A 22,909-nucleotide genomic window follows, 5' to 3' on the forward strand; every position below is an offset into this window, starting at 1 on the left:
CGCCACGTCAGTGCGTCAGCCAGCCCTTCACCGTCGCCAGGTCGCGGGTGTACTGCTCCATGCCGTCGTCGTGGTAGCGGGAACCACCGCTGATCGCCTCGTCGCCCTGCCAGATCACCCGGATACGCGCTGCGCCCCGCAGGTAGATGTCGACCCGGTCGGCGATGCGCCGGCTCCACCCGCGTTCCGCGGTGATCTCGGCAAGCGCCTGCCGTTCGGTTACGTCGGCCATCGTCATCCTCCTGTGGTGGGCTGGCCTCCATCCTCCCCTGCCGCACCATCGGCGTCCGGGCCGCCCCACGCCGGTCAGCCGATCGGGACGACGAGGGCCGCCGTGTTGTAGCCGCTGACCCGCACCCAACGCGGCCGGGGAGCGCCGTCGGGGACGGTGGCATGCACCTCGACGGTCTCTCCCGGGAACACCGTCACGTAGTTGTCGCTGTAGCGGATCGGCAGGATCTCGTCGCCGTCGCGGGTGGCCAGGATCTCGGCGCGCTCGAAAAAGGCGATGCGCCCGGTCGTGTTGCGTAGCCGGACTCTCACCCCGTCGTCCCCGTGGTGCTCGGCGCTGACCTGCAGTGGCACCTTCGCCATCCGGTTCAGTGCCGTCATGTCGGCCCAGCTGACCTGGCGGGTCTCGAACGGCCCGTCGGCGGCCGGATCGCCGGCATCATCGCGCTGCTGGGACTGCCAGTACACGTTCTGGGCGACGACGGCCCCGTCCGCGCCGATCAGTTCGCAACGCACGAAGAACACCGGTGAATCGCGGGCCACCCGCGGCAGGGTGAGGACCGCGCGCGCATCCCCGGAGCCGACGTCAATACCGGCGGCGGTGCGGTCATCCCGGACCCGGCCCGCCACGTCGTAGACGCGGACCCGGGCCGTCAGACCGGTGGCCTTCGCCGGGCTCTGGTTGACCACGGTGATATCGGCCCTGCTGTGGTCGCCGCCGGCGTAGGCGTCGAAGACCACCGACAGCGGACGCAATCCGGTCTTGGCGCCGTAATAGGCCCCGCCGGGGCGCAGGTACCAGTCGAAGATGTGGGCGAAGAACGACGGCCAGTGACTGTTGAGCATCCAGTAGATGGTCATCTTGTGTTCGGCCCATCCCTGTGCGGCGAAGGCCTCGAACTGGGCGCGCGTCGACTCGTACTGTGCCAGTTGGGCTTTGCGCGCGAACTCCTCGGCTCCCGAGGAGGGCCCGTAGCGCCGGTTGACCGCCCGTTGCACGCTGGTCAGCGCGGCATTGCGTGGATCGGACCCGGCATGGAAGAACCAGGTGTCATCGATGGGCCACAGGGCGTCCGGCGGGATGAACGTGCGCAGGCTGGCGTACGGCGGAATGTGTTCGTTGTCGCCCTGCTCCGCGGTCGCCCCGCGGGTGGCCGGATAGCGGCCGGCGAACCAGTAACTCGGTGCCCGCCAACTGTAGGGACCGGCCATGTGGATACCGTCCCAGTCCTCTCGTGCCCGGGCGGACACCGTGTCGACGACCGCGTTCTGCCAGTGCAGATCCCGCAGCACGGCGTGGTACTGGCTACGCAGAGGTTCCGGGGGTATCCCGTCACTTGCGTTGGCCCACACCGCAACCGATGGGTGGGAACGCAGCATCCGAGCCTGCGAGCGCAGGCTGGCCTGGGCGACGGCACGGTCCTCGTCGTCCCACTGCTCCCATTTCTCCCACTGGTTGCAGCACATCCAGCCCACCATCAGCGGGATGCCGAGTTGGTCGGCCCGTTCGAAGAACCGCTCCCCCGGGATCTTCGACTCCAGGCGCAACATGTTCAGCCCGAGGTCGCGGACATAGCCCAGGGTCGCGTCCTCCCGGCGGGGATCGTCGCGGAACAGCAGGTCCGGGGTGTACACCGCGCCGCGCACCAGGAAGTCCCTGCCGTTGACCGCGAGATAGAAGTTTCCTCCGCTGCCCGGGAAACGCTCGTCATCGTCCCGGTGCTGAGTGAACGTCCGGATGCCGAAACGCTGCGTACTGGTATCGATCACGCGGTTGTAGTGGCGGAACTCCAGCTTGAGGTCATACAACGCGGGATCGCCCAGCGTGTAGGGCCACCACAGATCCGGGCGATCGACCACCAGTGCCCCGAACCGGTCCGGGTCGAAGGTGACCTCTCGACGTTCGCCGGGGCCCAGCGTGACCGTCTGGTCGACGCTGACGTCGGGTTTGCCGGCACGGCTGATGGTGGCCCGCAGCATTCCGCGCACCCGGCGTGCAGAGTCGTTGCGCACATCGGCGTACACCGTCAGCCGCGCGGAATCCGCCTCGGGCAGCCGAAGATCGGTGTTCACCGTGGCCGCCCCGATGTCGACCGCGCCGGACGCGGTCAGATACACCGGTTTGAAGATGCCCGCATTGCGATCGGGCACAAAGGAATTGCCCGGCCGCCCCAGATACTGCGAGTTGATCCAGTCATACCAGCTGTCGGCGAGCTCAACCCCGTCGACGTCCTGCATCGACCGTTCCGGAATGACTTTGACGGCCAGGACATTCGGACCGTCGACCAGGTGATCGGTGACATCGACCTCATGGTCGACGTACATCCCGACCAGCTGCGCGCTGTCGGCGATGAGCTCGCCGTTGAGCCACACCTCGGCGCGGTAGTTGATGCCGGGGAAATCGAGGCGGTAGGTCGAATGCCCGGCAGGCGCGGTGAATGTGGTGCGGTACCACCAGTCCTGCAGGTAGAGGTCCTGCGGGACGGCATCGCGCAGATTCGTTCCGTCGTAGAGGTTCTGGTAGGTGCCGTCCTGCTGCAGCGCATCCAGCACGGTCGCCGGCATCCGGGACACCTGGTGCCACGCCGGCTCGACTGCCTGATAACTCTGCCGCGAGATCTCCGGACCGAGGGCCGACAGCCGGCCCGAGGCCGCCAGCGTCCACCCCGTGGCGAGCTCGACGGTCACCGGTGCGGGATCCGACCGGCTGAACAGCGCGTGGTCGCCGGCGCTCACCAGCAGCAACACCACCGTGAGAAGGACACCGACCACGGCGGTCCAGCGTCTCGGTGTCGCTATGGTGTCGCTCCCCTCGCCTCGGCCGGCACTTCATTGTGCCCGGCCGAGGCGATCAGGGTCGGTTCGAGGAAGTCGCCGCTCTCAGAACAGGTCCTCTCAGAACAGGTCTTTGTGCGGGACGTCGGTGATCAGACCACCGTCGACCACGAATTCCGCGCCGGTCGAGAAGGACGACTCGTCGCTGGCCAGGAACACCACGAAGGTCGAGACCTCCTCGGAGCGGCCCGGCCGGCCCAACGGCGAGGTGACCATGTCGTCGGGGAAGTGCTTGGTCATCGGGGTGCGGATGAAGCCGGGGTGCAGCGAGTTGATCCGGATGTTGAACTTGCCGAGTTCGATCGCGGCGGACTTGGCCAGCCCACGCACGGCCCACTTGGAGGCCACGTACGGGTGCACCATGGGTGCGCCGCGCAGGCCCTCGATGGAGGACACGTTGATGATGGAACCGCCGCCGGCGGCCTTCATCTGTTCGACGACGGCCTGCATGCCCAGGAAGGTTCCGGTCAGGTTGACGTCGATGACCTTCTGCCATTTGGCCATATCGAACTGGCCGATCTTCCCGAGTGCCACGATGCCCGCGTTGTTCACCAGCGTGGTGAGACCGCCGTAGGTCTCGACGGCGGTGTTGACCGCGGCGGCCCACTGATCGGCATCGGTGACATCGAGGTGGACGTAGCGCACGGCATCGCCGAGCTCGGCGGCCAGCGCCTCACCCTTCTCGTCGAGGATGTCGCCGACGACCACCTTGGCGCCCTCGTCGATGAGCATCTTGGCGTGTGCGGCGCCCATTCCCTGTGCGCCGCCGCTGATGAGTACAACTTTTCCGTCCACGCGTCCCATGAGGCGTCAGGCTACCGCAACGCCGAAATAAACTAGAACCTGTTCCAATTTGTGTCCGACCCCCGCATACTGCGACCAGACCAAACACCGTGAGGAGACCTGTATGGCCATTCGCGTGGCACTCGTCGGCACCGGAAACTGCGGCCGGCTGTCCCTGATTCAGCTCATCCAGGACCCCCGGTTCGAGCTCGTCGCGGTGGGCACCTCGACCGAGGCCAAGGTCGGCCGCGATGCGGGTGAACTGGCCGGACTGGACATCGTCACCGGAGTGACCGCCACGCCGGGCATCGAAGACGCGCTGGCGGCGAAGCCGGACTGCCTGGTGTACTGCGCGATGGGCGACACCCGCCCCGTCGAGGCGACGCGCGATGTGATGGCGGCGCTCTCGGCAGGGGTCAACGTGGTCGGGTCGGCGCCCGGCGGGCTGCAGTTCCCGTGGGGGGCGATGCCCGACAAGGCCATCGCCCGCGTGGAAGATGCCGCACAACAAGGGAATTCGAGCGTATACATCACCGGCGTGGATCCCGGTTTTGCCACCGATCTGGTCCCGTTTGCGATCGCCAGCACCTGCCAGCGCATCGATCAGATCAAGACCATGGAGATCGCCGACTACGCCACCTATGACGGCGCCGAGGTGATGTCGATCGTGATGGGCTTCGGCAACCCCATCGACCAACCCGGCATGCTGTTCCTTCCCGGAATCCTGGGCGCGGCCTGGGGCACGGCGATCCGGATGCTGGCCGCCGGGCTGGGCGTCGAGGTCGACGAGATCACCGAGAACTACGAACTGGAGCCCGCCCCGGAGGACATTCCGGTTGCCACCGGTGTCATCGCCAAGGGCACGGTCGCCGCGATGCGGTTCGAGATCAACGGCATGGTCGCCGGCAAGCCGGTGATCGTCGTCGAGCACATCACCCGGGTGCGCGAGGACCTGCGCCCGGACTGGGCCCAACCGGCGCAACCCGGTGGCTCCTACCGGGTGGAGATCACCGGCGAACCGTCCTATGTCGTCGACATCTGTCCGACCAGCAGCCGCGGCGATCACAACTACGCTGCGATCCTGGCCGCCGCCGGCCGGATCGTGAATGCCATTCCCGACGTGGTGGCCGCCGCACCCGGCATCCGCACGACGCTCGATCTGCCTCTGGGCACCGGTCGGGGTCTGGTGTATCCGGCCTGATTCCGGCAGCACGCACAATGGAAGAGTGACCGACCCGCTCCCAGCCATCCTCTCCAGTCCGGCGGGCCCACACATCGGTGCGTTCTTCGATCTCGACGGGACGCTGGTTCGTGGGTTCACGGCGACGGTGCATGCCGGGCACCGCATCCGCAACCGACAGTCCGGATTCGGTGAGCTGTCGGGGATCTTCGAGGCGAGCGTCCGCTACAAGCTGGGCCGGATGCAGTTCGCGAGGCTGTTGCAGCGCGCGGCCGGCTACCTGGCGGGCGAACCGCTGGCCGAGCTCGAGGCGCTCGGGGACGAGTTGTTCACCACCCGCGTCGCCGCGCGACTCTTCCCCGTGATGACGCGGGTGGTCGCCGCACACCAGGAACGCGGGCACACCGTGGCGATGAGTTCGTCGGCACTGACCATGCATGCGGGGCCGGTCGCCCGCCACCTCGGCATCGAACATGTGCTGTGCAACCACTTCGAGGTGGACGCCGAGGACAAGCTGACCGGACACATTGTCAGACCCATCGTGTGGGGACGCCAGAAGGCAAGAGCGGTCATGGAATTCAGCTCGCAACGCGGCATCGATCTGACCGAGAGCTTCTGCTACGCCGACGGGACCGAGGATCTGCCGGTACTCGACGCCGTCGGGCATCCCAACGCGGTCAATCCCCGGCCCGGACTCGCGGCCGCCGCGGCCAAGAACGGCTGGCCGGTGTTACGGGTCAGTTCCGAGGAGGACCGGCGGTGGTGGTCCCGCGCCCAGCGCCCCGGGATTCGATGATCGCGCGGACCGTGCGCCGGCACCGTCCGCAGTCGGCGCCGGCACCGCAGGCGAGGGCCACCTGTTTGGTCGTGGCGGCCCCGCCGTCCACCGCATCAGCCACCTCGTGGCTGGTGATGCCGTTGCAGAGGCAGACGAACATCAGCCCTCGATGCGCATCATCTGCTGAAACTGGCCGATGAACACCGGCGGATAGGCACCCACCCCGGCCTCGGCGAGCCACTCGGCCGCATCGTCGGAATCGTGCAGCCAGCGCCGCGCGCTGAGTTCGTCATCGATCTGCTGCAGGATCAGCACCTCGTGCGGATCATCGAGGGCACGGAAGCTCCAGAAGCGCTGCACCCCGGAGGCATGAAAGGCCTTGGCAGCGCCGCGCACCCGAGCGTTCAGTTCGGCGATATCGGCGACCGAGGTCACCATGGACACCATCACCGGCGGGGCCGGATGTTCGTCATGATCGAAATCGATCCGTTCGAACAACTCACCGGCGAACACCGCGGGCAGGTCCTGGACACCGACGGCGTCGAACCAGTCGAAGAAGACCCGGGACCGCAGCAGATCCAGCACCGGCTCGTGGGCGTGGATGCCGAGGATCACCAGAACGCGTTCGGGATCGGTCGTCGAGGTGTAGACCAGTACGTGATGGACGCCCATGTCAGCCAGGGCCTCGGTGCGGCGCTGCAGCAGCGGCCAGACCGTGGTCGGGTCGGGCACGCGGTAGTCCGACACCAGCACCAAGGAGTTGGCCAGCCAGTCCTTCATCTCGTGGCACTCCCCGGGTCGTGGATACGGTGACTGTTAATGGAACTTCCGAAAAACGGTAATGGCATTCTCGCACGCTGTCGCCCTCTATACCGCTGATTGAGCGGGTGAACATTGCGGAAATCGGGGGCCGGGATACTAAACTAGAACACGTTTCAGTCTGCGATTCGCGATCGCCCAACTTAGGAGCCTGCGTGCATACTCCCCTCTGCGACCAATTGGGTATCGAATTCCCCATCTTCGCCTTCACCCACTGCCGCGACGTGGTGGTCGCGGTCAGCAAGGCCGGCGGGTTCGGCGTGCTGGGCGCGGTCGGTTTCACTCCCGAGCAGCTCGAGGTCGAACTCAACTGGATCGACGAGCACATCGGTGACCACCCCTATGGCGTGGACATCGTGATCCCGAACAAGTACGAGGGCATGGACGCCACCGACCTGTCCCCCGAGGTGCTCAAGAAGACGCTCAACGACCTCGTCCCCCAGGAACACATCGATTTCGCCAAGAAGGTGCTGTCCGACCACGGCGTGCCGGTCGATCACAGCGACGATGACGCGCTGCAGCTGCTGGGCTGGACCGAAGCGACGGCGACCCCGCAGGTCGAGGTGGCTCTGCAGCACCCGAAGTGCACGTTGATCGCCAACGCGCTGGGCACCCCACCCGTCGACATGATCAAGCACATCCACGACGAGGGCCGTAAGGTCGCGGCGCTGTGCGGATCCCCGTCGCAGGCGCGTAAGCACGCCGACGCCGGCGTCGACATCATCATCGCCCAGGGCGGCGAGGCCGGCGGGCACAGCGGCGAGGTCGGCTCCATCGTGCTGTGGCCCCAGGTCGTCAAGGAGGTCGCGCCGGTTCCGGTGCTGGCCGCCGGCGGCATCGGCAGTGGCCAGCAGATCGCCGCGGCTCTGGCGCTCGGTGCCCAGGGCGCGTGGACGGGCTCGCAGTGGGTGATGGTCGAGGAGTCCGAGAACACCCCCGTGCAGCACGCCGCGTACGTGAAGGCCAGTAGCCGCGACACCGTGCGCAGCCGCTCCTTCACCGGGAAGCCCGCCCGCATGCTGCGAAACGACTGGACGGAGGCCTGGGAGAACCCGGACAACCCGAAGCCGCTGGGCATGCCCCTGCAGTACATGGTCTCCGGCATGGCGGTCGCTGCGACGCACAAGTTCCCCAATGAGTCCGTCGACGTCGCGTTCAACCCGATCGGCCAGGTCGTCGGCCAGTTCACCAAGGTCGAGAAGACCTCCGCGGTCATCGAGCGCTGGGTGCAGGAGTACCTGGAGGCGACCAATACCCTCAACGAGCTCAACGAGGCGGCGTCGGTGTAACCCACCAACAGACACAAAAGGCCCTCAATCCTCCGCGATTGAGGGCCTTTTGGGTCTGTTCGGCAGGTTTGACTATGTATGATGCTCTACATAATCCGCTGAAGGGATCTCCCATGGCCGGCCCCCGTGACCGCATGATCGTTTCCGCGGCGCTGCTCATCCGCGAACGCGGCGCACATTCGACCGCGATCTCCGACGTCCTGCAACACAGTGGCGCGCCGCGCGGTTCGGCCTACCACCACTTCCCCGGTGGACGAACCCAATTACTCTGCGAGGCAGTTGATTTCGCCAGCGATCATATCGCGCACCGGATATCCGGCGCGGCCGGCGCGGTCGAGGCCCTCGACACGGTGGTCGACGGGTTCCGCAGCCAGCTCACCGAGACCGCTTTCCGGGCCGGCTGCCCGGTGGCCGCGGTCGCCGTCGAGGCCGACAACCCACCGGTCGTCGCGCGGGCGGCGGCGGCATTCACCCGCTGGACCGGGCTGATCGAAGAGCTCCTGCGCCGCGACGGTGTCACCGCCGAGCGCGCCGCCGAACTCGCGATGCTCACCACCACTGCGATCGAAGGCGCCGTCCTGGTCGCCCGCACCACCGGCGACGCCGGCGCACTCGACCTCGTCCACCGGCAGTTACGCGCCCTCGTGACCGCCGAAACCGGCGAACGGAAGGCATGACATGACCGAACCGACCCAGATCCCGCCGTGGCAACCCACGGCCTGCATCCTCTGCGAATGCAACTGCGGCATCGTGGTCCAACTCGAAGGCCGCACGCTGGCCAAGATCCGCGGCGACAAAGAACATCCGGCTTCGCAGGGCTATACCTGCAACAAGGCCTTGCGGCTGGACCACTATCAGAACAACCGGGCCCGGCTGACCTCCCCGATGCGCCGCACGCCCGCCGGCGAGTACGAGGAGATCGACTGGGACACCGCGATCACCGAGATCGCCGAGGGCTTCGCCCGCATCCGCGACGAATACGGCGGGGACAAGATCTTCTACTACGGGGGCGGCGGCCAGGGGAATCACCTCGGCGGCGCCTACAGCGGCGCGTTCCTGAAGGCACTCGGCGCCCGGTACCGCTCGAATGCCCTGGCGCAGGAGAAAACCGGTGAGTTCTGGGTGGACAGCCAGCTCTACGGCGGGCACACCCGTGGCGAGTTCGAGCATGCCGAGGTCTCGGTGTTCGTCGGGAAGAACCCGTGGATGTCGCAGAGCTTTCCGCGGGCCCGCACGGTGCTCAACGAGATCGCCAAGGACCCGGCCCGGTCCATGATCGTCATCGACCCGGTGATCACCGATACCGCGAAGCTCGCCGACTTCCATCTGCGGGTGCGGCCCGGCACGGACGCCTGGTGCCTGACCGCGCTGGCTGCGGTGCTGGTGCAGGAAAACCTGTGCGATGAGGCGTTCCTGGCCGAGCATGTCACCGGCGTCGAACCGGTACGGCGGGCGCTGGCCGAGGTGGACGTCGAGGATTACGCCCGGCGCAGTGGGGTGGACGCGGAGTTGCTGCGGAACGCAGCGCGCCGGATCGCCGCGGCCGCAAGTGTTTCGGTCTTCGAGGATCTCGGTATCCAGCAGGCACCCAACAGCACGTTGTGCTCGTACCTGAACAAGTTGTTGTGGATCTTCACCGGCAACTTCGCCAAACGCGGTGGCCAGCATCTGCATTCGACCTTCGCGCCGCTGTTCGGCGCCGGCGGTGTGGGCCGCACCCCGGTCACCGGGGCGCCGATCATCGCCGGCCTGGTGCCCTCCAATGCGGTGCCCCAGGAAATCCTCGGCGACCATCCCGACCGGTTCCGCGCCATGATCGTCGAGAGCAGCAACCCGGCGCATTCGATCGCCGACTCTGCCGCGGTGGGCGAAGCGCTGCGCGCGCTGGAGCTGCTGGTGGTGGTCGACGTCGCGATGACCGAGACGGCGCGTCTGGCGCACTACGTGCTGCCCGCGGCCAGCCAGTTCGAGAAGGTCGAGGCGACCTTCTTCAATCTCGAGTTCCCGCACAACACCTTCCATCTGCGCCACCCGCTGCTGGACCCGCTACCGGGCACCCTGCCCGAGCCGGAGATCTGGGCGCGGCTGGTACGTGAACTCGGCGTCGTCGACGATGCCGAGCTGCACCCGTTGCGCCGGGCCGCCGCCGACGGGCTGGATGCGTACACGCAGGCCTTCTTCGCCGCGCTCGGCGCGAATCCGTCGCTGGGCAAAGTGCTGCCCTACGTGCTCTACGAGACGTTGGGCCCGAGCCTGCCCGACGGGCTGGCCGGCGCGGCCGGTCTGTGGGGGTTGGCGCAGAAGGTGGCGTTGACCTATCCGGAGGCGGTGCGGCGCGCCGGGCACACCGACGGCAACGCCTTGTTCACCGCGATCCTGGAAAGCCGCTCCGGGCTGACCTTCACCGAACACGAGTACGCCGACGACTGGGCGCTGATCAGCCACGCGGACCGCCGCATCGCGCTCGAGATCCCGGAGCTGATCACCGAACTCGGCGCGCTGGCCACCGACCGCCCGCTGCTGACCAGCAGCGAATATCCGATCGTGCTGTCGGCCGGGGAACGCCGCGCGTTCACGGCCAACGACATCATCCGGGACCCGGTGTGGCGCAAACGCGATACCGACGGCGCGCTGCGGGTCAGCGTCGAGGACGCCCGCTCACTGGGATTGACCGACGGGGGCCGCGCCCGCATCACCACCGCCTCCGGTGCCGCGGAGGCCTGCGTCGAGATCAGCGAGGCCATGTTGCCCGGGCACGCCTCGTTGCCCAACGGCTACGGGCTGGACTTCGCCGCGGTCGACGGCACCGTGACGGCACCGGGGGTCGCACCCAATGCGCTGACCGCGTCGGATTGGCGCGACGCCTTTGCCGGCACGCCGTGGCACAAGCACGTGCCGGCGCGTATCGACCCCGTCGGGGTTTAGGGCGTCGCGGGATCGGCAGGCGCCGGAGCAGCGGGGGCGGCGGGAGCCGGCCCCGCGGCCGGGCCGGACGCCGGACCGGCGGGCGTGATCGGCACGTTCGGGCCCGGCGCCTGGGCCGGGATCGGGGTGTTCAGGTTGCGCTGCGAGATGCCGAGCAGCAGGGCTTCCTTTCCGCTGAGCTCCTGGTTCTGCACCGCGTGCCACAGATCCCGCAGGTAACTCACGTTCGGGGATTCGCCACCGGCCATGACGCTGGGATCCATCGTCGAGCCCGGCGGCAGAGCTTCCGGGCTGGGCAGGTGCGGCACGCCCTCGGTAGGCGCCGGTGCCGGGGCTGCCTGTACGGAGACGGCGGACGCCGGGGCTGCCGGCACGGGAGCCACATCCACCACCGGCGCGGGAGGTGGGGGCGGGGCAGGTTCGGCGACGGCCGGGGCGGCGAACATCAATGCGGCGAATCCGCCTCCGATGGCTGCGCTCAACACCTTGGCTCCGACATCGATCATCGCCGACGCTCCTTTCTGGTGAACATACTGCTCTATGGATTTTCCGTCGCGGGGCCTATTTCGTTACAGCTGAGACTGCTGTGACTTTCATATGAGTTTCCGGGTGTGTTCTGTCAGCCTCGGTCACCTTGTCCGACTTCAGGACGCGAGGTGTACCGCTGGTTCACAATGCGGTAACGCCACCAGTGCCTATTGCGGAGGTTGTGCAATGCCGACACCCGACCTGCCCACCGGTTTCGATTTCACCGATCCCGACATCTACGCCGAACGACTCCCGGTCGACGAACTCGCCCAGATGCGCAAGGTGGCTCCGATCTGGTGGAACGAGCAGCCGCTCGACAAGGGTGGGTTCGGTGACGGCGGCTTCTGGGTCGTGACCAAGCACAAGGACGTCAAGGAGGTCTCGCGGCGCAGTGACGTCTTCTCCAGCCTGGAGAAGACCGCCCTGCCGCGCTACGCCGACGGCACCGTCCAGGCGCAGATCGACTCCGGCAAGTTCGTGCTGCTGAACATGGATGCACCGCACCACACGCATCTGCGCAAGATCGTGTCCCGGGCATTCACGCCGCGTGCCGTCGAACAGCTGCGCGCCGACCTGGCCGACCGGGCCCGGGAGATCGCTGCGGCGGCCCTCGCCGAGGGCCGCGGCGACTTCGTCGAGCAGGTGTCCTGCGAACTGCCGCTCCAGGCCATCGCGGGCCTGATGGGCGTGCCGCAAGAGGACCGGATGAAGTTGTTCCACTGGTCCAATCAGATGGTCGGCGACCAGGATCCGGAGTTCGCGAACAACGACGCGATCAGCGCCTCGGTGGAACTGATCACCTACGGCATGCAGATGGCGGCGGAGAAGTCCGCCAATCCCACCGACGATCTCGTCACCAAACTGGTGCAGGCCGATGTCGAGGGCCACAAGCTCTCCGACGACGAGTTCGGGTTCTTCGTCATCCTGCTGGCCGTGGCGGGTAACGAGACCACGCGCAATTCGATCACCCAGGGGATGATGGCGTTCACCGACTTCCCCGACCAGTGGGAGCTGTTCAAGCGCGACCGCCCCGGCACTGCCGCCGACGAGATCGTCCGGTGGGCGACGCCGGTCACGTCATTCCAGCGCACCGCGCTGGAGGACACCGAACTGGACGGAGTGCCCATCAAGAAGGGACAGCGGGTGGTGATGTTCTACCGCTCGGCCAACTTCGACGAAGAGGTCTTCGAGGATCCGTTCAGCTTCAACATCCTTCGCGATCCCAACCCGCACGTCGGTTTCGGCGGCACCGGCGCGCACTACTGCATCGGCGCAAACCTGGCCCGGATGACCATCGATCTGATGTTCAACGCGATCGCCGACGCCATGCCCGATCTCACCCCGCTGGAGAAGCCCGAACGCTTACGTTCGGGCTGGCTCAACGGCATCAAGCACTGGCAGGTCGACTATGCCGGTGCGACCAGGCAGCCTGTCGCGCACTGACTCCGGGCGCCGCTCGATAGTCCAGGATGGATCTCCAGTAGTCCTCGTCGATCTCGCCGTCACGCCGGAGCACGATGGCCAGACCGGTCGCCATCGCGATGCCGAGCAGTCCCAGCCACAGGCCGGCCAGCGCGATCGCCACCCACAGCACCGTGGTCAGCGCCGGCCACGGTGAGAGCACCGCGAGGACCGGCGCGAAGAAGAAACCGGTGCCGATGTACCAGGATGATCCGGCGCGGTCGCACCGGAGCACGAGGCGCAGCCACCGGGGGACGTCTGGATTCCGGGTCTCTGTCATGACCACCACCGTCGTCCACAGAGGTCAGCGCCGCAATTACCAGTGAGGTAATGGTGCCGTGACCGGATGTGGTCAAGACTGACGGAGTGACCGGTGTTGACCTGCAGACTCCCCCGTTCGGTTCGTTGATGCGATCGTGGCGGCAACGTCGACGGCTGAGCCAGCTCGACCTCGCGCTGGAGGCCGACGTGTCGGCGCGGCACGTCAGCTTCATCGAGACCGGACGATCGGCACCCAGCCGCGCCATGGTGCTGCGGCTGGCCGCGGCTCTCGAGGTACCCGCCCGTGAGCAGAACCAGCTGCTGATTGCCGCCGGCCTGGCCCCCGCGTATTCCGAACGCACACTGCACGATCCCGGGATGTCCGCGGTGCGGGCCGGTGTCGAGCGAGTTCTCAACGCCTACAACCCCTTCCCGTGCCTGGCCATCGACCGCGGCTGGAATGTGTTGCAGGTCAACGCGGGTGCGGCGATCCTGCTCGACGGGGTGGCCGCCCATCTGCTGGCCCAGCCCAACGCGCTGCGGATCTCGCTGCACCCCGACGGGCTGGCCCCGCGGATCCGCAACCTGGCGCAGTGGCGTCATCACGTCATCGGGCGGTTGCGGCGCGAGGCCGCGGTCAGCGGTTCGGCGCAGTCCGCCGAGCTGCTCGCCGAGATCGAGTCGTATCCGGGTGGCCTGGATGAGAGCACCGATCTGGGCGGTGTCGTGGTCCCCTTGGAACTGATGGGTCCGGGCGGGCAGGTCCTCACCTTCCTCAGCACCGTCACGACCTTCGGTACCGCTCTCGACCTGACCGCGGCCGAGCTCAGCATCGAGGCGTTCCTGCCCGCCGATGACTCGACCGCCGAAGCGCTACGCTGACAACCGTTTACGTCGCGGGGCATAAAACCGTTGCCGAAGCAACGGCCTGCGCGCCATGGTGCAGTCATGACTGCGACCGCCGATTCCCCGACCACGCTGACCCCGGCCACCATCTCCCGGCTGCGGGTGCCGGAGATCGACGAGCTGTCCCGCCCGGCGGTGAAGGGGTTCTTCGCCAAGCAACAACGCGACGAGGGGCTGACGTCGAATTGGTTTCGCGCGCTGTCCCTGAACGAAGGCGACCTGGAACGCCTCAACGGCTACCTGCTTCCGCTGCTGGGCACCGACGGACGGGGCGGGCTGACCGATCGTGAGCGGGAGGTCATCGCGACCGTCGTGTCCGGGGAGAACCGGTGCGCCTACTGCCACACAAATCACGCCAACAAACTGGGCAAGGTCGCCGGCGACTGGTCCTTCGGCCAGCGGGTGGCCATCGATCACCACCAGGTGGCCGAGCTGACCGACCGCGAACGGGCACTCGCCGATCTCGCGATCGCGGTCAACAACAACCCGCAGTCCATCCGCGAGGCGGACTTCGCCCGGCTGCGCGAGCTCGGCCTCGATGACCACCTGATTCTGGAGGGCATCTCCATCGCCGCGTTCATCGGCGCCACCAACCGCATCGGCATCGCGCTGTCGGTGCCGCCCAATCCGGAGTACACCGGCGTCCCGGGCTGACTTGCCGAGTCGGCGGGCAATCCACTGGTATGACCACTTGACCTTTTACCGGGTGGCTGCGATGCTCGATGCATGGCACTGCAACCGGTCAACCGTCGCTCGGTCCCCGAGGATGTCTTCGAACAGATCGTCGCCGAGGTACTCAGCGGCGAGATGAAGCCCGGTGACGCGCTGCCCAGCGAGCGTCGCCTCGCCGAGGTCCTCGGCGTGTCCCGGCCCGCCGTACGCGAAGCGCTCAAACGCCTCACCTCGACGGGACTGGTGGACATCCGGCAGGGCGACACCACCACGGTGCGCGATTTCCGCAAGCACGCCGGGCTGGACCTGCTCCCCCGGCTGCTGTTCCGGGCCGGCGAACTCGACATCGCCGTGGTGCGTTCCATCCTGGAAACCCGGTTGCACAACGGTCCCAAGGTGGCCGAACTTGCCGCCGCACGACGCGGACCGGAACTGGCCGCCCTGCTCGACGCGACCATCGACGATCTGAGCGCGGACACCGACCCGGTTCAGCGGCAACGTCATGCACTGACCTTCTGGGACCACCTGGTCGACGGAGCGGACTCGATCGCCTTCCGGCTGATGTACAACACACTGCGCGCGACCTACGAACCCGCCCTGCCCGCGCTCGCCGTGATGATGGCCGCCGAGGTCGGCCATCCCGAGGCGTATCGGGCGATCGCCGACGCCGTGCGCACCGGCAACACCGACGCGGCCGCGGCCGCCGCCCGCGCCCTGCTGGAACCCGCCACCACCGCGCTGCTGGGCGCGCTCACCGAACTGGAGGACCTCACGTGAGCACCCGCCGCGGTGTCACATTGGCCGATGCGGGACGGGAGTTCCGGCGCCACCCGACGCCGTGGATGCTCACCGGGACGCTACTCGCCGCGGCGGCCGCCCGGCTGGCCGTGGGCGACTGGCAGATCACCGATGCCGTGGTACCGCTGGCCATGCTCGCGGTGTTCCCGTTCGCCGAATGGGTGATCCACGTGGTCATCCTGCACTGGCGGCCGCGCCGGATCGCCGGTGTCACCGTGGATCCGCTGCTGTCGCGCAAGCATCGCGACCACCATGTCGAGCCGCGCGATCTGCCGCTGGTGTTCATCCCCTGGCAGTCGCTGCTGTGGGTACTGCCGTTGGCCGTGGCGATCGCACTGCTCGCCTTCCCCAGCCTCGGGCGGGGTCTGACGTTCCTGACGTTCCTGGCGCTGCTCGGCATCGGCTACGAATGGTGCCACTACCTGATCCACACCGACTACAAGCCGAAAACGGCTGTCTACCGGTCGATCTGGCGCAATCATCGCCGGCACCACTTCAAGAACGAGCACTACTGGTTCACCGTCACCAGCAGTGGCACCGCCGACCGGGTGCTGGGCACCTACCCGGATCCGGGCACCGTGGAAGCCTCGCCGACAGCGCGCAATCTGCACGCTCAGACGTGAAAACCTCAGCCCTGCACGATGATCGGATCACCGATGCTGACGTTGTTGTAGTACCAGTCGGCATTGTCGGGGCTGAGGTTGATGCAACCGTGGCTGACATTCGCGTACCCCTGAGAACCCACCGACCACGGAGCACCGTGCACATACACGCCGCCCCAGGTAACCCGCACCGCGTCGTAGACGGTCAGCTTGTAGCCCTCCGGGTCGTCCAGCGGAATGCCGATGGTGCGCGAATCCATCACGACCACGCTCTCCTTGCCCAGCGCGGTGAACCTGCCGATCGGGGTGGGGAATTTGGCCTTACCCATCGATGCCGGCATCTCCCGCGCGACGACACCGTCGATGCTCACGGTGAAGGTGTAGGCGCTGATGTCCGCGACACCGACGACCTGAGCCCCGGTCTCGAACGAGGACTTGAAGCCGGTCGCCTGCACCGAGATGGTCGAGTGGGCCGGCCAGAAATCGGTCGGTGTGAAGCGCACCGTCGCGTCGTCCAGCCATTCGAAGGTGCCGGCCGGGACGGTGTCCGCCGAGATGGTGATGTCGCGTTGCGCCCTGGCACGGTCGCGGACCGGATCGGCGAAGGACACGGTCACCGGATAGGCCACCCCGACGACTTCGCCGGGGGCCGGCGATACCGAGACCGCCGCCGGCGGTGTGGGCACCGCAGCCACACCGGTTGCTGTGGACGTGATCAGTGCGGCCGCGGCGATACCCGCCATGACCAGCACATTCCGAAAGTTTCTGCGCAAGTTCCGAACCTCCCCTGATTCCGGACATCCGGACCTGGCCTGATGGACTACATGGTAGATCGTGCCGGGTGCGGGAAATGTTAGCCAGCGCAGCGCATCGGCGCTCAGCCCATCGGCGGATTCATGATGATCGGCGGCGGCTGATCGTCCCCACCGATCCTCAGCTTGTCCCGGATTCGCTGCAGCAGCGGCCTCTTCGGCTGGTCATAGACCGGTCCCACCACCGGCGGCGGTGCGACCACGGCCGGCGGCGCCACGACGGGCGGCGGTGGCGGTGCGGCCGGCACCTCGAGGACATACGGCCCCTCGGCGGGGACGTTGTCCACGACGGTGTTCACCTCGGGCGGAGGTGCCGACTCGACGACGGGTTCGACGACCGGCGCGACGACCGCTTCGACCGGTTCCGGGATGACGGGAGCTTCGGCGGGCGGCGGGACGGCGACACTGGGCGCGGGCCGGACCACCGGCGCCTCGTCTACGACCCGTTCGGCGCTGACCGCCGGCTGCGGTGCGGCCTGCGGGGACGGTGAGAGTTGGACGGCGACCGCGACCGAGGCCGAGGCCACGAAGGTCACCGCCCCGGCCACCAGCAGGCCGGTGAGCACGCGGGCGGGCGTCACCCGGGATGCGCCGGCGGCGGCGTGGCGGCCGGCGGCACCCGAGGAGAACAACGGGCTCGAGTCCAGCGGCAGCCCCGCATTGTGGGTCGAGGCGAGTGCCGCCCCGCGCGCCAACGCCAGCGGCGCCTCGGCCGGAGCGAAAACCGGAACCGACAGCGCTTCCTCGAGTTGGGGCAGCACGGCGTCGAACCCGCCGGCCGACCCGACCACCACCAGGGCCTCAGGCTGCCAGTCGGCCCGGGCGAAGACGGTGCTCAACCAGCCGATGAGGCTCTCGTCGGAGTCGATGGTGTGGTTGATCGCGGTCTGCACGGCACCGTCGCCGGTGTGCACGATCAGGGCGATCGCGGTGTCCGGTTCGATGACGCACACCGCGGAGGTCCGGTAGCCGATGACATCGGCCATTCCGCGGGCCAGCGCCTCGGTGGCCTCGGGCAGGCGGATGGGCACAACATTCTCGAACCCGGATTCGGTCAGCGATTCCATCAGCAGCGACGCCTCGACGTCCGCGTCGTCACTCCAGGTGACACCGATGGATTTGAGCCGTTCACCGCGTGCGGCCGCGATCGCCTCCACCGCGGCGGTGGCCCGTTCGGTGGCCGACCGACCGTCGGAACCGTCGACGGCGACCTCGTATGCGTCGTTGCGGCCGCCATCCGGCTGGTCACCGCCGCCGACGACCACCACTGACAGCGACCTTGGTGTCATCGACAAGCCGAGCACCGCGTCCACATGTACCCCTTCGGACCCTCTTCGGCCGCACGCAGGCAGCCGCGTCGTGACGATGCATCCACCGTCGCGTTATCCGGCTGAGACTACCTGCGCAGCGGCCAGGAACCCACCCGTGCAGGGGAATTCCGGGATTGGCGTTTGCTGATTCGTCGATCTGTACATGTGAGCTCAGTCAGAGCGTTTGCCGATGTTGGCCGGGCGGGAGCGACCCGCCACGACTTTCCGACAATGCATCGGCCCGACCGGACATCGTGGGAAGGTGGCGCTATGACTGGGTCGGAACGGGCCGGGGGCGGCCAGACAGATCAGCAGGCGGCGCGCACATTGTTCGGCCACCCGATCGGATTGACGAACCTGTTCGGTGTCGAACTGTGGGAACGGTTCTCCTTCTACGGGATGCTCACCATCCTCGGGTACTACCTGTACTACTCGGCCACCGATGGCGGCCTGGAACTGTCCAAGGCCACGGCGACCGGCATTGTGGGCGCCTACGGCGGGTTGGTGTACCTGTCGACAGTGCTGGGCGGCTGGCTGGCCGACCGCGTCCTCGGCATGGAACGCACCGTGTTCTACGGCGGCGTCGTCGTCATGCTCGGACACATCGCGCTGGCGGTACTGCCCGGAATCACCGGTGTAGCAGTAGGTCTGGTTTTCGTCGCCCTGGGTTCCGGCGCACTCAAGGCCAATGCTTCATCGCTGCTGGGCACGCTCTACGACAAGGGCGATGCGCGCGCCGACGGCGGTTTCACGCTGTTCTATCTCGGCATCAATCTGGGTGCCTTCGTCGGGCCCCTGATCACGGGCTTGCTGCAGACCCACGTCGGGTTCCACTACGGATTCGGGGCCGCCGCCATCGGTATGGCGCTCGGCCTGGTGCAGTACGTGGTGTTCCGCCGCAACCTGGGGACGCACGGACGGGAGGTGCCCAACCCGCTGCCCCGCAGCGGTGTGTTCCCGGCCGTCGGGGTCGCGGTCGGAGTGATCGCCGTTGCGGTCATCGCCTTCGCGACCGGGCTGGTGACACTGGACAACCTGTCCCAGGTCACCACCGGCGTCATCATCGTCGCCGCGATCGGCTACTTCGCCCTGTTGCTGACCAGCGCCAAAGTGACTGCGCTCGAACGCACCCGGGTGCGCGCCTTCATTCCGCTGTTCATCGCCAACGCCGTGTTCTGGTCGCTGTTCCAGCAGATCTTCACCGTCCTCGCGGTCTACTCGGACGAACGGATGAACTGGTCGATCTTCGGGTGGACGGCACCGTCGAGCTGGATCGGTTCGATCGAGCCGGTCTGGATCATCGTGCTGTCGCCACTGTTTGCCGTCATGTGGACCCGGTTGGGTCAGCGGGCGCCCACCACACCGCGGAAGTTCGCCTACGGCGTCATCGGCATGGGTGCGGCGTTCCTGCTGTTCCTCCCGTTCGCAGGCACCACGGGCCGCGCCGTTCCCGCGCTGTTCATCGTGGCGGTCATGGCCGGCTTCGCGGTCTCCGAGCTGATGATCTCCCCGATCGGCCTGGCCGTGACCACTCAACTTGCGCCGGAGGCTTTCCGGGCGCAGATGATGGCGCTGTACTTCTTCTCCGTCGGACTCGGGACGTCCATGTCCGGGGTGCTCTCGGGCTATTACGACCCGGCACACGAGTTCGCCTACTTCGGCATCCTCGGTCTGGTGGCGATCGCCGCGGGTCTGATCGTGCTGGCGTTCACCGGTCGCATCAGCCGTCTGATGGAGGGCGTGCATTAGACCAGCAACCTGCCGAGGCGTCAATTACGTGGGCAGGCACCAGGTTTAGCAACGAAGAGCCCCGGGTAGAGACCGGTCACCAGTTACTTCGGCTTGATGGGATCTGCGCCGAGTCGTGACCCGCGGCTCCCGCCATCCCGAGGTGATCGGGCGCAGAATCGAAGCACGCCAGCACGTCTACATGACACCGAGGTCAGGTCGACGAAGGAGATGTACCCATGATGTCCATGCTGCTCGAAGATCTGTTCGCGGACACCACCCGACGACACGGAACGGTCTACGTGTACAACCGTGGCTTCGGCCACTCGACGGCCAACTGTTCGTGCGGTTGGGCTGGCCGGCGGCGCCGCCTGAAGGCCGCCGCCGAACAGGATGCCTGGTCACATTGCGCGCGCGTCGGTTGCGCCGTGTCAGTCCCCCTGGTGAACCCCGCGCGTTGGTGAGTCCGCCACGATCTGGGCCAGCAGGGCCGGTTCGATGTTGCCACCGGACAGGATCATCACCGTCTTGCCCGGCGGTGTCCGGTGGCGTCGGTAGGCGGCCAGAGCCACCGCGCCGCTGGGCTCGCTGACCAGCCTCGCCTGTATGGCCAATTCGGCCACCGCAGAACGTATTTCGTCTTCGCTGACCGTCAGCACATCGGTGAGCACCTGCTGCAGATGAGCGAACGTCAGCTCCGACGGTTCCGAGCGCAGGCCGTCGGCGATGGTCCGGTTGCGGTCCCCGATCGACATGCTGACCCGACTGCCCTGACGCAGGCCTGCTGCGGTGTCGGCCGCCAGCTCCGGTTCCACGCCGAATATCTGGGCCTGTGGGCACAGCGCGCGGATGGCGGTGCCGATGCCGGAGGCCAGCCCGCCCCCGCTGACCGGGACCAGGACCGTCCTCACATCGGGCAGATCCTCGGCGATCTCCAGGCCGATCGTGCCCTGGCCCGCGATGACGTCAGGATGGTCGAACGGCGGCACCAGCGTCGCGCCGGTCTCTTCGACGAGTTGCGCGGCAACCGCTTCGCGCTCACCCGCGCCGCACAGCACCACCCGGGCACCATGGCCTCTCGTTCGCGCCACCTTCACCGCGGGGGTCTCCTCGGGCATCACGATGTGCGCGTCGATGCCGAATTGTGCCGCGGCGTAAGCGACTGCCTGCGCGTGGTTTCCGCTCGAGTACGCGACGACACCTCGCTGCCGCAGACCGGCGTCGATCCTGCCGATGGCATTGAGCGCACCGCGCACCTTGAAGGCGCCGATCACCTGCAGGCTCTCCGGCTTGATCCACAGCGGCCGGTCGTGATCGGCCCACGGCGCCGGGATGAGCGGGGTACGCATGATGCTGCCGCGCAACCGATCCGCCGCCGCCCTGATCTCGTCGACCGTCACGAGGGTGGGCGCGCTCATCGACGTTCCGCCGCTGCAGAGATCACCGTTCGATGCTAGCGGTGGCGCGCAGTCGTGGTGCATGGTGACTGGCGTGAGCTCACTGAAAATCGTGCCCCGGTACGCCGAGATCGATCAGCAGGGCGTGGTGTTCAACGGCCACTACCTGACCTGGTTCGACGAGGCGTGCACCGCTCTGCTCGGCGAGCACGGCGTCGACTACGCCCAACTGATGTCGTCCGGAGTCGACTTCAAAGTCGTGCACAGCGACATCGACTACCGGACATCGGTGCGCTGGCGCGACGCTGTCCGGGTCGAGGCGGTCTGCGACCACATCGGCACCACCAGCTTCGCGGTCGCCTTCACGGTGCTGCGCACCGCCGCCGATGACCCGCAGCGCACCGAACAGGTCGCGGTGCGCGGACGCAACGTGTACGTGGTGGTGTCCACCGACAGCTGGGCCAAGCGCGACGTATCCGACGAGTTGCGCCGGGCGTTGGAAGCCGCGCGTTAGGGATCAGGCCTTGTGCAAGGTGAACTGGCAGACGTCGGTGTACCCGTCCCGGAACAGCTCGGAGCAGCCGGTCAGGTACCGCATGTAGCGGTCGTAGACCTCTTCGGACTGGATGGCGATCGCCTCGTCGCGGCGGGCCTCCAGAGCGTCGGCCCAGATCGTCAGCGTGCGCGCGTAGTGCAACCGCAGCGATTGCACCCGTTGCACCTCGAAGCCGGCCTTGGCGGCATGCTCCTCGACCACCGACACGAACGGCAGCATCCCGCCCGGGAAGATCTCGTCCATGATGAATTTGAAGAACTTCAGCTTCGTCATGGTCAGCGGCAGCCCGCGTTCCTTGAAGTCGGCATCACTGGGCTTGACGATGGTGTGCAGCAGCATGGAGCCCCCGGCCGGCAGCGCGGAGTAGGCCATCTTGAAGAAGTCGTCGTACCGGTTGGCGCCGAAATGCTCGAATGCGCCGATCGACACAATGCGGTCGACGGAACCGCTGAACTGCTCCCAGCCTTCCAGCAGCACCTCGCGGGACCGTTCGGTGTCAAGGCCGTCGAACAGCTCCTGCACGTGGGCCTGCTGGTTGCGGCTCAGCGTCAACCCGACCACGTCGACGTCGTAACGCTCGATGGCGCGCTTGAGCGTGGCACCCCACCCGCAGCCGACGTCCAGCAGCTTCATCCCCGGCTGCAGCCCCAGCTTGCCCAGCGACAGGTCGATCTTCGCGTACTGAGCCTCTTCCAAGGTCATGTCGTCGCGTTCGAAATAGGCACAGCTGTAGGTCTGGGTGGGATCCAGAAACAGCCGGAAGAAATCGTCCGACAGGTCGTAATGCGCCTGAACGTCCTCGAAATGCGGTGTGAGGCCGGTTTCGGGAACTCGGTTGTCTGATGCGGGCAAGTCAGCCCTTTCACTAGTGGCGCGTACATGGACCGGCTCGTTGCGTGAACCCTCCCCCGTTGCGTGGAGTTTACGCCCGGGAGCCTGATGCGTTTACATCAGCGAACAGTGTCGCGCATGGTGTGGTCTCCGGCAGGCGTTCTACCAGCTGCTTTCACCAGCGGTCCCGAGTCTGGACAACAGAAA

The 22,909-nt window shown here is 67.2% G+C and carries 23 protein-coding genes; 12 read left to right on the forward strand and 11 right to left on the reverse strand.

Annotated features, from left to right (window positions below):
• Positions 1 to 7: 7 nt before the first annotated feature.
• The 3 genes from ASE48_RS02850 to ASE48_RS02860 form a co-directional block, all read right to left on the reverse strand.
• Positions 8 to 232: a hypothetical protein gene (locus ASE48_RS02850; RefSeq protein ID WP_057165455.1), complete on the reverse strand. Its 225-nt coding sequence runs from the start codon at positions 230 to 232 to the stop codon at positions 8 to 10.
• A 74-nt stretch (positions 233 to 306) separates the two neighbouring features.
• Positions 307 to 3,003 (reverse strand): glycoside hydrolase family 2 protein, encoded by a 2,697-nt coding sequence (locus tag ASE48_RS02855; RefSeq protein WP_235570659.1) that lies wholly within the window; start codon positions 3,001 to 3,003, stop codon positions 307 to 309.
• A 123-nt stretch (positions 3,004 to 3,126) separates the two neighbouring features.
• A complete protein-coding gene (locus ASE48_RS02860) occupies positions 3,127 to 3,870 on the reverse strand; it encodes a glucose 1-dehydrogenase (protein WP_057165456.1) in 744 nt (247 codons plus the stop codon).
• 103 nt (positions 3,871 to 3,973) lie between these two features.
• Between ASE48_RS02860 and ASE48_RS02865 the strand changes: the two genes are divergently transcribed.
• Positions 3,974 to 5,050, forward strand: coding sequence for an NAD(P)H-dependent amine dehydrogenase family protein (locus ASE48_RS02865; protein ID WP_057165457.1), 1,077 nt, complete (start codon positions 3,974 to 3,976; stop codon positions 5,048 to 5,050).
• A gap of 25 nt (positions 5,051 to 5,075) precedes the next feature.
• The gene (locus ASE48_RS02870) at positions 5,076 to 5,825 is read left to right on the forward strand and encodes an HAD family hydrolase (RefSeq protein WP_057165458.1); all 750 of its coding nucleotides are present in this window, start codon (positions 5,076 to 5,078) and stop codon (positions 5,823 to 5,825) included.
• Here the strand turns inward: ASE48_RS02870 and ASE48_RS32020 are convergent.
• Positions 5,767 to 5,967, reverse strand: a complete 201-nt coding sequence (locus tag ASE48_RS32020; RefSeq protein ID WP_082613945.1) for a (2Fe-2S)-binding protein — start codon at positions 5,965 to 5,967, stop codon at positions 5,767 to 5,769. The two genes, ASE48_RS02870 and ASE48_RS32020, sit on opposite strands and share 59 nt — an antisense overlap.
• The gene (locus tag ASE48_RS02875) at positions 5,967 to 6,587 is read right to left on the reverse strand and encodes a hypothetical protein (protein WP_057165459.1); all 621 of its coding nucleotides are present in this window, start codon (positions 6,585 to 6,587) and stop codon (positions 5,967 to 5,969) included. Before ASE48_RS02875 ends, ASE48_RS32020 begins: the two co-directional genes overlap by 1 nt.
• 194 nt (positions 6,588 to 6,781) lie before the next feature.
• Between ASE48_RS02875 and ASE48_RS02880 the strand changes: the two genes are divergently transcribed.
• From ASE48_RS02880 to ASE48_RS02890, 3 genes are all read left to right on the forward strand, one after another.
• A complete protein-coding gene (locus ASE48_RS02880; protein WP_057165460.1) occupies positions 6,782 to 7,915 on the forward strand; it encodes a nitronate monooxygenase in 1,134 nt (377 codons plus the stop codon).
• A 113-nt stretch (positions 7,916 to 8,028) separates the two neighbouring features.
• Positions 8,029 to 8,592, forward strand: a complete 564-nt coding sequence (locus tag ASE48_RS02885; RefSeq protein ID WP_057165461.1) for a TetR/AcrR family transcriptional regulator — start codon at positions 8,029 to 8,031, stop codon at positions 8,590 to 8,592.
• Position 8,593: 1 nt separating this feature from the next.
• Positions 8,594 to 10,840, forward strand: a complete 2,247-nt coding sequence (locus tag ASE48_RS02890) for a molybdopterin-dependent oxidoreductase (RefSeq protein WP_057165462.1) — start codon at positions 8,594 to 8,596, stop codon at positions 10,838 to 10,840.
• Here ASE48_RS02890 and ASE48_RS02895 read toward each other — a convergent pair.
• The gene (locus ASE48_RS02895; protein ID WP_057165463.1) at positions 10,837 to 11,346 is read right to left on the reverse strand and encodes a hypothetical protein; all 510 of its coding nucleotides are present in this window, start codon (positions 11,344 to 11,346) and stop codon (positions 10,837 to 10,839) included. The two genes, ASE48_RS02890 and ASE48_RS02895, sit on opposite strands and share 4 nt — an antisense overlap.
• Positions 11,347 to 11,554: 208 nt before the next feature.
• Between ASE48_RS02895 and ASE48_RS02900 the strand changes: the two genes are divergently transcribed.
• Complete coding sequence (locus tag ASE48_RS02900; RefSeq protein ID WP_057165464.1) at positions 11,555 to 12,811, forward strand: cytochrome P450; 1,257 nt, start codon at positions 11,555 to 11,557, stop codon at positions 12,809 to 12,811.
• Here the strand turns inward: ASE48_RS02900 and ASE48_RS02905 are convergent.
• Positions 12,756 to 13,109, reverse strand: a complete 354-nt coding sequence (locus ASE48_RS02905) for a hypothetical protein (RefSeq protein WP_057165607.1) — start codon at positions 13,107 to 13,109, stop codon at positions 12,756 to 12,758. The genes ASE48_RS02900 and ASE48_RS02905 overlap by 56 nt on opposite strands.
• Positions 13,110 to 13,237: 128 nt before the next feature.
• On the opposite strand from ASE48_RS02905, the gene ASE48_RS02910 reads away from it, so the two are divergent.
• The 4 genes from ASE48_RS02910 (at position 13,238) to ASE48_RS02925 (ending at position 16,089) form a co-directional block, all read left to right on the forward strand.
• A complete protein-coding gene (locus ASE48_RS02910) occupies positions 13,238 to 13,972 on the forward strand; it encodes a helix-turn-helix domain-containing protein (RefSeq protein WP_156409024.1) in 735 nt (244 codons plus the stop codon).
• Between the two features lie 66 nt (positions 13,973 to 14,038).
• Positions 14,039 to 14,650, forward strand: coding sequence for a peroxidase-related enzyme (locus ASE48_RS02915; RefSeq protein ID WP_057165466.1), 612 nt, complete (start codon positions 14,039 to 14,041; stop codon positions 14,648 to 14,650).
• A 72-nt stretch (positions 14,651 to 14,722) separates the two neighbouring features.
• Complete coding sequence (locus ASE48_RS02920; protein ID WP_057165467.1) at positions 14,723 to 15,445, forward strand: FadR/GntR family transcriptional regulator; 723 nt, start codon at positions 14,723 to 14,725, stop codon at positions 15,443 to 15,445.
• Positions 15,442 to 16,089, forward strand: coding sequence for a sterol desaturase family protein (locus ASE48_RS02925; protein ID WP_057165468.1), 648 nt, complete (start codon positions 15,442 to 15,444; stop codon positions 16,087 to 16,089). Before ASE48_RS02920 ends, ASE48_RS02925 begins: the two co-directional genes overlap by 4 nt.
• A gap of 5 nt (positions 16,090 to 16,094) precedes the next feature.
• Here ASE48_RS02925 and ASE48_RS02930 read toward each other — a convergent pair whose 3' ends face one another.
• Both ASE48_RS02930 and ASE48_RS02935 read right to left on the reverse strand, forming a co-directional pair.
• Positions 16,095 to 16,811: a L,D-transpeptidase gene (locus ASE48_RS02930; RefSeq protein ID WP_082613978.1), complete on the reverse strand. Its 717-nt coding sequence runs from the start codon at positions 16,809 to 16,811 to the stop codon at positions 16,095 to 16,097.
• A 134-nt stretch (positions 16,812 to 16,945) separates the two neighbouring features.
• Positions 16,946 to 18,193: a DUF7159 family protein gene (locus ASE48_RS02935; RefSeq protein ID WP_057165470.1), complete on the reverse strand. Its 1,248-nt coding sequence runs from the start codon at positions 18,191 to 18,193 to the stop codon at positions 16,946 to 16,948.
• Between the two features lie 267 nt (positions 18,194 to 18,460).
• On the opposite strand from ASE48_RS02935, the gene ASE48_RS02940 reads away from it, so the two are divergent.
• Complete coding sequence (locus ASE48_RS02940) at positions 18,461 to 19,939, forward strand: peptide MFS transporter (RefSeq protein WP_057165471.1); 1,479 nt, start codon at positions 18,461 to 18,463, stop codon at positions 19,937 to 19,939.
• 410 nt (positions 19,940 to 20,349) lie between these two features.
• Here ASE48_RS02940 and ASE48_RS02950 read toward each other — a convergent pair whose 3' ends face one another.
• Positions 20,350 to 21,336, reverse strand: coding sequence for a threonine ammonia-lyase (locus ASE48_RS02950; RefSeq protein WP_057165473.1), 987 nt, complete (start codon positions 21,334 to 21,336; stop codon positions 20,350 to 20,352).
• Positions 21,337 to 21,397: 61 nt separating this feature from the next.
• On the opposite strand from ASE48_RS02950, the gene ASE48_RS02955 reads away from it, so the two are divergent.
• On the forward strand, positions 21,398 to 21,829 hold the full coding sequence (locus ASE48_RS02955) for an acyl-CoA thioesterase (protein ID WP_057165474.1): 432 nt from the start codon (positions 21,398 to 21,400) through the stop codon (positions 21,827 to 21,829).
• A 3-nt stretch (positions 21,830 to 21,832) separates the two neighbouring features.
• On the opposite strand, the gene ASE48_RS02960 is transcribed toward ASE48_RS02955, so the two are convergent.
• A complete protein-coding gene (locus tag ASE48_RS02960; protein WP_057165475.1) occupies positions 21,833 to 22,723 on the reverse strand; it encodes a cyclopropane mycolic acid synthase family methyltransferase in 891 nt (296 codons plus the stop codon).
• Between the last annotated feature and the right edge of the window lie 186 nt (positions 22,724 to 22,909).

The sequence above is a fragment of the Mycobacterium sp. Root265 genome (genome assembly GCF_001428895.1).
In the GTDB taxonomy this organism is placed as follows: Bacteria; Actinomycetota; Actinomycetes; order Mycobacteriales; family Mycobacteriaceae; genus Mycobacterium.